Annotated in this window: 9 protein-coding genes; all 9 read right to left on the bottom strand. The window is 38.6% G+C overall.

All coding sequences use genetic code 11. The features are described 5' to 3' along the window. Window positions 1-239 precede the first annotated feature (239 nt). Complete coding sequence (locus BUB77_RS22775; protein WP_073279319.1) at window positions 240-1,541, bottom strand: sensor histidine kinase; 1,302 nt, start codon at window positions 1,539-1,541, stop codon at window positions 240-242. Continuing rightward, window positions 1,542-2,267 (bottom strand): LytR/AlgR family response regulator transcription factor, encoded by a 726-nt coding sequence (locus tag BUB77_RS22770; RefSeq protein WP_073279318.1) that lies wholly within the window; start codon window positions 2,265-2,267, stop codon window positions 1,542-1,544. A gap of 351 nt (window positions 2,268-2,618) precedes the next feature. Continuing rightward, window positions 2,619-4,391, bottom strand: coding sequence for a molecular chaperone DnaK (gene dnaK, locus BUB77_RS22765; protein ID WP_073279317.1), 1,773 nt, complete (start codon window positions 4,389-4,391; stop codon window positions 2,619-2,621). A 339-nt stretch (window positions 4,392-4,730) separates the two neighbouring features. Next, complete coding sequence (locus tag BUB77_RS22760; RefSeq protein WP_073279316.1) at window positions 4,731-6,521, bottom strand: family 20 glycosylhydrolase; 1,791 nt, start codon at window positions 6,519-6,521, stop codon at window positions 4,731-4,733. 231 nt (window positions 6,522-6,752) lie between these two features. After that, window positions 6,753-7,937 carry an N-acetylglucosamine-6-phosphate deacetylase gene (gene nagA / locus BUB77_RS22755; RefSeq protein WP_073279315.1) on the bottom strand — a complete coding sequence of 395 codons (1,185 nt, stop codon included), beginning with the start codon at window positions 7,935-7,937 and terminating at the stop codon, window positions 6,753-6,755. 98 nt (window positions 7,938-8,035) lie between these two features. Beyond that, window positions 8,036-8,788, bottom strand: a complete 753-nt coding sequence (locus tag BUB77_RS22750) for a glucosamine-6-phosphate deaminase (protein WP_073279314.1) — start codon at window positions 8,786-8,788, stop codon at window positions 8,036-8,038. Window positions 8,789-8,977: 189 nt separating this feature from the next. Further along, window positions 8,978-10,609 carry a response regulator transcription factor gene (locus BUB77_RS22745; RefSeq protein ID WP_073279313.1) on the bottom strand — a complete coding sequence of 544 codons (1,632 nt, stop codon included), beginning with the start codon at window positions 10,607-10,609 and terminating at the stop codon, window positions 8,978-8,980. Beyond that, complete coding sequence (locus BUB77_RS22740) at window positions 10,584-12,419, bottom strand: sensor histidine kinase (RefSeq protein ID WP_073279312.1); 1,836 nt, start codon at window positions 12,417-12,419, stop codon at window positions 10,584-10,586. The genes BUB77_RS22745 and BUB77_RS22740 overlap by 26 nt, the downstream gene beginning before the upstream one ends. 171 nt (window positions 12,420-12,590) lie before the next feature. Then, window positions 12,591-13,964 carry an ABC transporter substrate-binding protein gene (locus BUB77_RS22735; protein ID WP_073279311.1) on the bottom strand — a complete coding sequence of 458 codons (1,374 nt, stop codon included), beginning with the start codon at window positions 13,962-13,964 and terminating at the stop codon, window positions 12,591-12,593. Window positions 13,965-14,020: the final 56 nt, after the last annotated feature.

Below are 14,020 nucleotides of genomic sequence, written 5' to 3'. Positions count from 1 at the left end.
ATATAGTTTCAACCGTCTTATGCTTTATTAAAAATGTATGGCTTAAGAATTCCAACTTCCCATTTTTTTATATGCCAGAAAGAACTGCACATAATAAAGGTAAGCGCCATCTTTTCTACTACATTTTTAATTATACATTCCATCCTTCATTTAGCAATATATAATGCAGAATTCGACTAATTAAAGCAGAAAGTGTATCTATAACAGGTCTTACAGCTATTTTAAATAGAATAGATGTTTTATTTTGGAATAATTATAGAAAAATAAAACTCGTCCCCACTATTTTGTATTATATAGGAGCCGCCATATTTTTCTATTGTTTCAACAATGTTTCTTACCCCGATACCATGCTCCTCCTCTTCTGGCTTTGTTGTCTGAAAGCCTCCGTTTACCTGATTCGGTGGTTTAATAAATGTATTTTTTACAGAAATAATAATATCATCCTCTTCCATAACGAATTTCAGTTTTATAACTTTTTTATCACTGCACTGTTCACAGGCTTCAATTGCGTTATTTAAAAGGTTTGACAGTATTACTACAATGTCCGTATCACTTAATTTCAAATTTGAAAGGTCATTGACTTTAAATGCAAATACAATATTCTTATCCCTTGCTTCCTGATACTTTGTATTCAGTATGGCATCTACAATAACATTATTGGTATTTATGGCATCAAGGTCCTTTTTTAAATTACCACTGATGTCTCTTACATACTCTTCCGCTTCGTTATATTTGTTATTTCCCAGCAGGTATTCAATACAGGTTATTTGATTTTTAAATTCGTGGGATTTCTTCCTCTGCTTTTCAAAATTTTCTGATATGGAATGATACATTGCTGTCTGGCTTTTTACCTTCATTTCAAATATCTTATTTTCACGTATTGTAATTTCTCTTTTTAAGATATCATGAATTAAATAAAAGGATACAATATTCATTCCTGCCAATCCGATTGCCATTGATACCAATAAATTGGACTGTTTCTCATTTTCAACATAACCGAAATTCGCCAAAAGTGCGGCTATCACTGCAATTGTCACTACTGGAAAAAATAAGAATTTAATCCATTCCGTGTCGGACACCATTTCATACGGCTGATGTCCGAAATATTTTTTCAGTACCAGTACACAGGCAAACAATAGCATTCTGCCAAGAATCACTACCATAATATTTACATTCTGATTTACTTGCAATAATAAAACAGCATTAGGAAAAAATGTCCCCATCAAGGCAATATCTAAATTATCTACCACTAACAATAGTCCCTGATATAAAAATACAAGAACCACTGTATTTTGAATATTTACTTGATAATACAGATGCATCACGATTACCGTAATCAATATAACAAGTATTTGTTTTATCATAAATTGACCGGACAGCAATAAAGCAATTCCATAATCAAATACTGTTAATACTGTAATTAATAAATACCCGAACCATATATGTTGATTTTTTCGCTTACCCGCAAATACTTCAAAAAACATTTTGCAGCAGAATATTTCCAATATTATAATAAAGAAACTCTGTATGTACGTGACCATTTACACTTCTCCTTTATATGCGATAAATGCATTTTTAACAGATTTATAACGGGACTTGGGTATGGGAAGTTCTATGCCATTGTTCAATACCGCCCGGTAACCGGAAACTTTATAAAGATACTTCAGATTCACAAGATAGCTCTGATGGATTCGAACGAACCCATATTCCCCCAGTATCTTCTCCTGTTTATTTAGCGTATCATACAAAGAATATGTTTTTGTTTTTTCCCCGACAACATAAAATTCCAGTTTATGAAGCCTGCTTTCAATATACAGTATTCGTTCCAGTAGCAGGTCCTTTTCGCCTTCAACAAAGGAAAAGTGTTTTTTTATAATTTTATAATTCATTTTTTCAATAATGGCATCAAGGCACTCATGCATCGTATTCTCAAAATTTGTATTATCCTTTAATAAGTACCTGACTGCGTCCACTCTGTATCCCTCTAACGCATAATTGAAATATGCCGTTACAAATACCAAATATATCTCACTGCTGATTTCTCTGATTTTTTGGGCTGCTTCTATTCCATTTAATCCCTCCATGCTGATATCCAAAAACACGACCTGAAAACGAACTATCTTAAATCCCATGCCAATCAATTCTTTACCGGAATGAAACAGCTCTACCTCACATTCCAGATTTAATTTGCCCATGTATTTTAGTATAAGCTCCTTAATAAGTTCCCGAAAGTGCCTCTCATCATCACAAACCGCTATTCTATACATTTATCCTCTAAAACCCCTCCATCTCTGAATTGTTTTGATAAGTAACATACCTCTTTTTCTATTTCGTCATAGTAATTGGAAAACAATAGTATAAACTTACATTTACTGATGCAATTCTGCTGCATCACCCAAAAATATACCTATGAACATAAAAAACCTATGTAAAAGGAGTTCATTCCACTTTTACACAGGTTTCTAATTGTTTTAATTTTATTTGTATGCGTTTAGCGGCTGCCTTTTTCATTGGTTCCACGTCGATACAAATTGCTTTTACACCTTGTTAAATAAAAACATAACTATATTAATTTACAGAATCCATCCTTTATACTCCATATATCAAAGTGAATTAAACTACAGCTCCGTTCCCTGCCCATCATCAGTCATGAGAATTTCTGCTGCGGAATATTCCAGCCGTTCTTTGGCAGCCTGAATCCTGTCCGCTTCTTCCTTTGTGATTGTCCCAAGCTTGGTCTTGCTTACTGTTTTTCTTAATTCAGCCAAAGCTTCCTTAATTTCCTTCTTCTTTGCCTTATCCAGCTCTTTCTTCCTGGAGGCAAGGGCAGCATCTGTCCTTAAAATAAGATTCTCCGCTTCATTCCTGGTATCCACTGCCTGCTTCCTTACCTCGTCTCCCGCTTCGTACTGGGCGGCTTCCCTTATGGCATTTTCAATTTCCCCTTCGGAAAGGTTGGAGCTTGCAGTTATCACAATATGCTGTTCTTTTCCGGTTCCCAGATCTCTTGCCGAAACCTTCAGGATACCGTTGGCGTCTATATCAAAGGTGACTTCAATCTGAGGCACCCCTCTCATAGCACGCTTAATTCCGTTCAGCTTGAAATTTCCGATAAGCTTATTATCCTTGGCAAACTGCCTTTCTCCCTGCAGTACCTTAATGTCAACGGAGGTCTGGAAATTTCCTGCCGTGGTAAATATCTGGCTGTATTTTGTCGGTATGGTTGAATTTCTCTCAATCAGCCTTGTGGCAACACCGCCGATGGTTTCAATAGAAAGGGAAAGAGGCGTTACATCCAGGAGAAGAATCTCCGATAACCCGGCCTCTCCGGCTAATTTACCGCCCTGAATGGAGGCTCCCAGGGCAACACATTCGTCAGGATTCAGATTTTTACTGGATTCCATTCCGGTCAGCTGCCTGACCTTATTCTGCACTGCGGGTATTCTGGTAGAGCCGCCCACTAACAGCACCTTGCTTAAATCGGAAGGCTTGAGGCCTGCATCCTTTAAAGCGTTCTGAACCGGCAGCGCTGTTCTTTCCACCAGGTCATTGGTCAGCTCGTCAAATTTAGCGCGGGTCAGGGTAATATCCATATGCCTGGGACCAGACTTGTCCGTGGTGATAAAGGGCAGATTGATGTTGGTACTGGTAGCAGCCGAAAGCTCTTTCTTAGCCTTTTCCGCCGCCTCCCTGATGCGCCCCAGGGCAACCTTATCCTTGGAAAGGTCAAGCCTTTCCGCCTTTTTGAATTCCTGCACCAGATAAGTTGTAACCCTCTCGTCAAAGTCATCACCGCCCAGCCGGTTATCTCCGGAGGTGGCAAGTACCTCGATTACACCGCCGCCGATTTCAATCACCGATACATCAAAGGTACCGCCGCCCAAGTCATATACCATGATTTTCTGGGCACCCTCATTATCAAGTCCATACGCCAGGGCAGCGGCCGTAGGTTCATTAATAATACGCAGTACATTTAACCCGGCGATTCTGCCGGCATCCTTGGTTGCCTGCCTTTGGGCATCATTAAAGTAGGCTGGTACGGTAATTACAGCTTCCGTTACAGCTTCTCCCAGATAGCTTTCCGCATCCTTCTTCAGCTTGCCAAGAATCATAGCAGAGATTTCCTGAGGGGTATATTTCTTTCCGTCAATATTGACCCTGTAATCCGTTCCCATCTCACGTTTAATGGATGCTATTGTCCTTTCTCCGTTGGTCACAGCCTGACGCTTGGCGGTGTCTCCCACAAGCCTCTCTCCGGCCTTTGAAAAAGCCACGACGGAAGGAGTCGTTCTCTGTCCCTCTCCGTTGTTTATGACTACCGGTTTGCCTCCTTCTATTACCGCTACACAGCTGTTGGTCGTACCCAAATCAATTCCTATAATTTTACCCATTCTGTCCTCCGTTCATTTAAATACCCCTTGCACTTCGCAAGTTTACGTGCGAAACTTTCCAATTAGAAAGTGAAAATTGCTTTTTAATTTTCACAATATCATTAAAGTCCGCAAACCTTTGTCAGCAAATTTTAAGCGGGCTATATGTCTGTCATATTACCCTTTTAACAGCTTTACTGTCAATTATGGGAATCTAAATAAATTATTAAATATTTAGTTTAGGCACCGGTATTTGAAGGATTATCAACGGTATCCACTATAGGAATATTATTGGACAAGAAGGAGCGGCTATCATCGACTATCATACGGGAACTAACAGCTGCCATCAGCAGCTGATTATTAAATCCTGATTACCATTTCATCCATTAGAAATCTGGAATTTACAAATTCCTTTGTGTCGGCTTCATTAAAGTTTATACTTAGCAGTCTTGAAATTTCTGGCTTAAGATATTCTCTCATGGTCTCCAGCTCTTTGACCTTCCTGACCACAATAGCTTTTTCCCTTTCTGGTGTTCCGTCGTACAATTTGTACATTTCCCTGTAGGTCGCCATGCTTTTTTGCCTGTAGATGGAAAGCAGGGAAGTGAATTTGTACACCTCTGCAATATACTTGTTTCTTTTGCAGTTCTCTGTAAGGAAGGAGGTTTTTTCATATATTTCCTCGCTTTCATTTCCAAAGCAATTTTCTACGCCCTCCACCCCAAAGAAATTCTCCAGAAACCTCTTCTCAAACTCCTGACTGTCGGACGCCGTATTCCAATATTTATCTGCCGAATAAAGCAACGGATACCAAATAGTATCAAAAAATGGATGGGGGGGAGCTATTGTACCGGTGTAATTTGACCAGACAGTCGTTAGTACTCCCATCAAATCAAATTTTGCTGATAATTCGCTCCAGTCATTTATGTTTATCAAACGGTCTTTTATGTTGGGCATATCAAGGTAATCAGAGCTCATCCCTTCGCAGCACTTCGCCGAGGAGGCCCCTATCACACGAAAGCCGGATTCCCTGTATTTTGTGAGCAGTGATATTCCTCTATCCAAATCGCCATTATAATAAAGCCAGCACATTATTACGATGTTCTTATCCAGCAGCTCAAATTCTTCTTCTGAAAAGCCTCTCAACATGTCATCCCAGATAACAGGTGTTTTATCTAAAGATGTAATAACCCTGGCCACACGGTTTGTGTGTTCCAGAAAAACCTTATGGAAGCCCTGTTCTCCGTACCTTGCTTTGCACAATTCACAATTGATCAAATTCCAAGCCTCGTCACAGCCGATATGGATATACTTGCTTGAGGGGTATTTTTCTGCCATCTCCCTGCACATTTTTTCTATCAGCTCATAGGCTTCTTCATTGGATGGGCAAAACTCGTCTATCTCATTAAAGGAAAGGCTGCCAATGGGATTGAAGGAAAAAGGCAGTTCACTATTAACCGCGTCGCTTCTCACTTCCCTCATAGGATAATAGTCATCCTTTTTCAGTATGTATTCCACATGTCCCAGAGTCTGCTGCAGGGGTATTATTTCAATGTATCGGTCATTTGCATACCTGATTATTTCCTTTAATTGCTCCTTGTTCAGGGCATTTGGCGAGGTTATTCCCTTGACCTCTTCATAGGGGAATTTGTCTTCCAATTCCATCAAAATGGTGTTGAATTTATATTTGCACAGCTCCTCTATTATTTCTATTATTCTTTCAAATTTGGGAATGCCAAATCTTGATTCAAAATGGTACCCTCTGATATCATTATCCGGCCAGTCGATTATTTCAAGTCCCCTTTCCCAGCCCTGCTCTTTTAGCTGTAAGAAGGTCTGTATTCCATAAAATAAACCTTTGCTGCTCCTGGCTGCAATAACAATTCCCTTCGCATCAGCCTTTAATAGATATCCTTCCTCTTTATCCTGTAAGATTTCAGGCAAATGCTCCATTTCCAGGCTAAATCCATCGGAAATCTGTAAAAAAAAGAAGGGAGCTTCCTCCTCCTGTAAAACATCCCGGCTGAATAGACCTGTTACATATTCCAGCATAAATCCGTCTGCATTGGTATATATCTTCTTTTCCGAAGGCTTACCCTTCTGTAATGTTTGGCCCTCCGTTATATTTTTGGGCCTTGGTATTATGTTCATGAATCCACCCCTTATATTTAATATTTTCGCTAAAACACGGTGTTGTTAATTTACTCAACTTTGTAAATTATTTCTTTCTTTTTATAAACCGTTTTTCCTTTATTCAACTTTGCAGCTTATTTTCTTTATTTCTTTTTACAACGTTTTTCCCTTTATCCAACTTTGCAGCTTATTTCATTTATTTCTTTTTACAACGTTTTTCCCTTTATCCACCTTTGCAGCTTATTTCCTTTATTTCTTTTTATAAACTGTTTTTCCCTTTATGATCGTTGTCTTTATGTCTATATCCGAATCAAATATCACGATATCTGCATCCTTCCCCGGTACCAGACTTCCCTTTCTATCATCGATTCCTATAACCTTGGCCGGTGTGATGGAAATCATTCTTATGGCATCAATCAGCGGCACTCCTGCCGACTTTACCATTGTCCTGACAAGCCTGTCTGCTGTGGCAACACTGCCTGCAAAAGCTTTTCGATCGGGCAGCTTGGCAACTCCATCCTCTACAAATACTTCCATGCCATCTTCCAGGCTCCCCAATATGCTCGGACCCTCACCCATACCTGCCCCACGCATGGAATCCGTAATAAGTACAGTCCGGGAGGGGCCTTTTATTTTATAGACCAGATGAAGCAGGTCAGCTGGAATATGTATTCCGTCCGCAATGATCTCAACCGTCATTTCATCTGTCAGAAAAGCACTTTCGATTACTCCTGAAACCCGTAAAGCATTTATTCTTTTTACACCAGACATAGCGGAATACAAATGTGTTATATGTGAAAAGCCATTTTCAAAAGCCTCTGCCACCTTTTCCCCTGTGGCATCGGAATGTCCTATGGACATTAAAACACCCTTTTTCCGGGCATATCTGCCAAACTCCAGTACTCCTTCAATTTCGGGAGCTGCACTCCACCTTATAATATCGTCGCTCCATTCGAAAATTTTTTCATATTCTTCTCTTATTGGTACCCTGATATATCTGGGATCCTGCGCGCCCTTTTGTTCCATTGAAAAATACGGTCCTTCCAGATGTATTCCAATCAGTTCTGCCCCCTGTTTATTTAGGGCCTTTGATTTTCTGAAAGCTTCAAAGGATTGCCTTAGACCTTCATTTGTACTGGTCAGTGTAGTCGGTACAATAGAAGTCGTTCCATACCTGGCATGAGTTTCTGCGGCTCCCAGGTATGCTTCTACCGTAGCATCCATAAAATCAAAGCCGCCGCCTCCATGTGTATGAATATCAATAAACCCGGGAGCTACATAATGCCCCTTTGCATCTATTATAACCGCCTCCTGTACAGGCACCTCTTCCCTTGTGACGCATGAAATAACGCCGTCTTCAATAATGATTGTTCCTCTCTCAAGCAGCCTGTACGGGGTTATGATATTACCATTGATAATTTTTATTCTATGCATAATCCTCCCTCCTATATTTGCATCTTCTTGCTGCTGATCCGCTATACTATCCCTGAAGCCCTATACTATCCCAGCAGCCCTATACTATCCCAGCAGCCCTATACTATCCTTGTAGCGCTGTCTGCATCCAGAAATAGTTCCGCAGCTTCATGTAATCTGAGTATGGAGGCAGGGCAGGCCTCGGAAATTTCACCCTTCAGAGCCTTCTCTACAGCCACTGCTTTGGACTTTCCAGGTACCATACAGTAAATATATTCCGCCGACATAATGGCAGGAATAGTAAGAGTAAGAGCACGGACAGGCACCATAGCAAGGGCCTCAAAGCATCCGTCATTTACCTGCTGCTTCCTGCAGACCTCATCCAATTCAACCACCTTGACCAGGGATTTATCATGAAAATCCGCTACCGGCGGATCATTAAAAGCAAGATGCCCATTCTCCCCAATACCGATACACGCTATATCCAGAGGAAATTGCCCCAAAAGCTTAGAATACCTGTCACACTCCATGAGCTCCCCGCCATTGCTTCCATTTAAATAATTAACAGACTTAAAACCCACCTTGTCAAACAGCTTCCTTCTCAAAAAATTCCCAAAGCCTTGCGGTGCCTCACTGCTCAACCCGATATATTCATCCAAATGAAAGGCATTAATCCTTTCCCACTGTATTTCCTTATTTCTTACTAACGTATCAAGAAATTCATTCTGAGATGGAGCCGCCGCAAACACCATATTAATTTCACTCTTAACCGCCAAAAGACCAATAATTCTTTCAGCAACTGCTCCCGCTGCAGCTTTCCCCATTTCTGATCTATCTCTGTAAACTTCTAACTTTAATTTATCCTTTGACATCTTAATTTACTACCTCCATTTTCTATCTATCATGATTAACCCACAAATGCCTTATTTCAATATACACGGCAATTTGCACAAAATCTTCAGAGAATTAGGACTTCTTATACATTGTAATCGAAGCATAAATCATCCTATTTTGTGCAAATTGCCGCCCCATTGTGAAAAACTGCCCTTTAACCAACCTAATCATATCATCCCAGTATATCGTTTCCTCCTGAACTCCCCAGGATTAACCCCCGTCACCTTCTTAAACACTTTTGTAAAATAAGCTTTATTCACATGCCCAACCATCGCTGAAATCTCTTCAATCGATAAATTCGTCTCCGCTAAGAGTTCTTTTGCCTTTTCAATTCTCATACTGGTCAGAAAGTCAATAAAATTGCCCCCGGTCTTACTCTTAAAATATCTGCTGAAATAGCTGCTGTTCATATTTACAAAGGCAGCTATGGTGTCAAGGCTGATTTCCTCCTGTAAATTTTCCGTGATATAATTTAAAATCTTTTTCATCTCAGGCGTACAGGTAAATGCAGCATTCTTATTTAAGACCTCCACAGCATTTTTCAAAAAGCTGTGAAAGGTTTCATTTAATTCATAAACACTATCAATGATACTAAGCTGTTTCAAGTAAGAGTCCAGAATGACAGGCTGGTACATAAGAACGTTCTTTTCGATATACTTATTCAAACTATTCACTATTCTTTCAATAACCATCTTTACATCTGCAGCAAATATAGTTTCCTTCTTCACTTTTTCAAAAAATATATATTCCAAATGTGTGAGCAGTTCGATATTCCGATTTTCCAAATGACGGTCAAACTCTTTCATTAAGTCATTTACATACTGAAAATCAATACTTGTAAACCTGGATTCTCTTTTTGAGTAAGACAAAAGGAAGCCATCCTGCATATAAAATCTATTATTTTTTAATATTAAAATCTCTTCATAGGCATGCTTGATTTCATACAGGGAGCCAACCTGAGCTCCGATATATATTGTACAGGTTGTTTTTATGACCTCTTTGATACAGCTCTGGATTTCTTTTGAAACAGCGGCTATTTTCTCATCTATGCTATATTTGAGGTTCGGGGTGTAATTAAAAATGATTACATAATTATTTTCACTTTTTGGAAATACTTCTCCGATATCATTTTTTTTCAGAATCTCCTCCACAACATTTAAAACTGCAAATTGTATTAATTCTGCATCCCTGTTAAACATATTGCTATTTAGTAAATTAATATACCGGTCTATGGTAAGTAAGGATAAAATATACTTTTGCTTCGATAAATTATAATTGTAAATACTTAAACGTCTTTCAAAGCTATTAATGTCCACTAATTCCTTTTTGAGTAATTCATTAATGAGTTTTTCACTAAGCTGGCAGCGATTGCGGTTCAGTTCTATTAAAAGCTCCTTCGTCTTTTTCTTTTTCAGCCATCTTTCCTCAATGCCGGCTTTGACTTTAGCTAAGGCCAGATAGATTTCCTCTCTTGTCATGGTATCTTTTATAAGATATTCATCAATATTTAAATTGACGGCTTTCCTCGCAAAATTAAAATCCTGATGACATGTCAGAAATATGATACTTAGTTCCGGCTGCTTTTCCCTGATTTTTTCGGCCATCTCAAACCCATCCATTTTATGCATGGTAATATCCGTAATTACCAGGTCAGGTTTATACTCGATAGCCTTTCGGTATCCCTCTTCCCCGCTATTTGCCGTACAAACAACCCCAAATCCATGTTTTTCCCACTCTACGGAAACCTTCAAACCCTCTATCACATTAATTTCGTCATCTACCAGCATTACTGTCAGCAATATGTTCTCCCCCTTTCTGGAATGGCATATATAAGGTTACTTTTGTTCCGTTTTTTTCTCCGTCACAAATATCTATTCCGTAGTTCTGTCCATAAATAAGCTTAAGCCTGTCATGTATGTTTTTTAACCCAACACTTTTGTAATACTTTTTATCATCCAGCGCCTGAGACTCTCTATTTAAAATACTGTCCAGAGTATCACCTTGCAAGCCCTTACCATTATCAGTCAGCTCTATCTTCAGCAAATCCTCTGCTGCTATTGCAGTTATTCTGATAACACCCTGCTCATTCCGATCCTCAAACCCATGCAGGATTGAATTTTCCACAATTGGCTGCAACAGAAGGTGAGGTATCCTGTATTTCATAATACTTTCATCAATATTACATTCAAAAATAATGGTGGTGCCCTGTTTCATCTGGATCAAATCAAGATAATTTTTCAGGATATTGATCTCACTTTCAAGAGAGACCATTTCCTGTCCGTTTGTAATACTGGCTCTGAGTAATATTGATAAAGCATGGACCATATCTTCAACCTTTTTATCTCCATAAGCTGCCGCCGCCCATCTTATAGAGCTTAAGGTATTAAATAGAAAATGCGGATTGATTTGGGCTTGCAGTGCTTCAAATTCAGCATCTCTTTTTAATCTTTCCTGCTCTTTTGTAAGTACCAGAAGTTCACTGACCCTATCCAGCATATTATTGAAGTTCTGGCTCAGCTTTCCAATCTCATCTTCACTTTGAACCTCTACCTTTCCATTAAAATCGCCGCTTTCTACTTTCAGCATACTCATTCGTAATTTGATGATAGGCTTACTTATGATATTTGAAATAAATAACGCTACAATTAAAAAGGAAACCATAAAAATCAAATTGATTAATAAAAGAATATTTTTAATACTGGTCAAAGGCGCTACCAGCTCCTCGTAGGATACCAGTGATATCAGTATCCAGTCGCCCTTATCAATCGATACGCTGTTAATGACTATTTTTTTTCCGTTTTTATCTACATCAATATAGGATTTCCCCAGGTTCTCGTTTATTTTTGTAACATTAAGCCTGTTATTTATGTTTTTAGAGATTTCGTCTTTGTTTTTACAGGAAAGGATTTCACCATTATGCTGTAAAAGATAAATTTCATTTGTTTCGTTATTTGAGCTTAGCGCCTTGTAAATATCCTTCTCATTAATGCGTATATGTACCACACCTACTCTGGTCAAGCTGCTGTTGCTTATCTTTATAGGCATGGCTGCTTCAAAAAAATAATTATCCTTATTTTCAACACCGGGCATAACTCCTATCCAGCGTATCCTCATATCCTTAGATTTGATTATTTCCTTATACCAGGCATTTTGCTTCATTTCTTTTGTATATCTTGAATACTCCTCCCAGTTCCCATAATCAAAATGCTTTTCTCCTAATATGGTGATGCTTGTGTTATAGGTCATTAATGAAATGGGAATGTTATCAAATATATCATCAAATTTTTTTTGCTTTACATATCTTTGGATTTTACTGAACTGAATTTTATAATTTACATTGTCGTCTTGAAGTAATTCTCTCACACGGCTGTTATTGGATATGTTTAATAATGTATAGGCCATATCATCAAGTGTTCTGTTTAATACCTTGGAAGAATCATTTATTGAAGTTTCGTTTAAACTGGCTATTTCGTCCAGCATAAAATTTGTTACGATATTATTGGACAGTAATAAAGAAGTTATTAATGGAAATACCACAATAACAGAGAAGGATATTATTAACTTTCTTTTTATGCTTAAATTTCGGAATTTACCGACAAAATTTCTCATAAAATCACCTGCTCACATTATAACATTCCACATTTCAAATATCCATATCTCCCTATTTCCATATTTACGAATAAGTGGTTTTACATGCCTTCCCAACGCGCCGCAAGACTGGGTAAATGAGAGAAACACTCTTCATTTACCCAATCTCATCTGCTAAAGCCTGAACTCTTTCTATTTCTCCGCTTTTTCGACTATCGCATTTGCCTTATCAATTGTATTTTTCATAGTGGCATCCAAAGACTGACCGCCTACAAAGTATTTTTCAGCCTCCGATGTAAACGCATCAATGATTTCACTTTCTCCGGGGCCAGATCTTGTTACAACGTTATCGACCCTCTGGGGATCATATATAACACTCTTAAGAGCCTCTAAATCATATAAACTCTCATCAGGACCAATAATACCTTTTATCACTTCGTCAGAATTAGCCTTTTTCCAGGGAGTCCACTTTTTATGTCCTATTTCCAGGCCTTCCGAGGTTAATGCTGTTAAGAATTTGTAGGCGGCTTCCTTATTTTTTGACTTCGCATTAATTGACCAGCCGAATCCGGCTCCATCAAGCTGAGATGTATTGGGTTTACTGTCCTTGCTCCATCTTGGGTATGTGGCAAATGTTGTTTTAAAGGTATGGGGATATTTATCAAGGAGCTGAATATCGGATACCATCCAGGAGCCCATACACACCATAGCTACTTTTCCGCTGAAGAATTGATTTCTGTATAAAAGTTTCTGTGATGACATATCTACATAGGGAACCTGACTCTTATCTACATTTTCCAGATCATATCGGTACTGTAAGCCGTCTCGGAATACGGGATTTTCAAAATTTAATTTATTATCCTCCGTAAAAAAAGGATCATCCATTATTTCGCTCTGAGTACCAACAGAGAAGAAATTTGACCAATCATTCATAAAGGAGCCATATATCTTATTGGCGCCTTCCCCTTTCGTAAGCTTTTTGGCATATTCCCTGTAATCATCCCATGTCCAGTCTCTTGAAGGCATAGGAAGCCCTGCCGCATCAAGCATATCCTTATTTATAAATACCAGCCATTGTGTGATTTCCTCAGGGATTGCATAAATTTTGCCTTTGTAAGGTGTAACACCTTTATATTCATCTGACAGGTTAACACCGGCATTCTTGGCATAGTCATCAAGAGGTTCGATTACGCCGTTATCAATCCACTCTGTTAATTCATATAAAGCAGAAGATTTCACCAAATCAATCTGTTCACCTGCTGCAATCATAAGGTCTACTTTTTTCTTATACTCATCATTATTTACATTTGCAACCAAAGGAGCCATTTCAACCTTAATGCCGGGATTCTTCTTTTCAAACTCATCAATAAATTCAGGCCATTTCAGCTGCTTGTTTGTAACCTCATCCGTAGAAGTATAGAACTTAAGAGTAACCGTTTTAGTATCCTTTCCAGTAGATGACGTTGCCGTCTTATCATCATTTTTAGGACTGCAGCCGGAAAGTACTGCAGACATTAAAAGTATTGCAGTTAAAGCTGTTGATAAAAGTCTTGCAAATCTTTTCATAAAATCTCTCCTTTTTTTATTTATAATAACGGCGTTCCTTATATTACGCCAAATAT

The organism is Anaerocolumna jejuensis DSM 15929 (assembly GCF_900142215.1).
Classification (GTDB): Bacteria; Bacillota; Clostridia; order Lachnospirales; family Lachnospiraceae; genus Anaerocolumna; species Anaerocolumna jejuensis.
The sequence above is the reverse complement of the archived record's forward strand: the minus strand, read 5'-3'. Positions and strand labels throughout refer to the sequence as shown.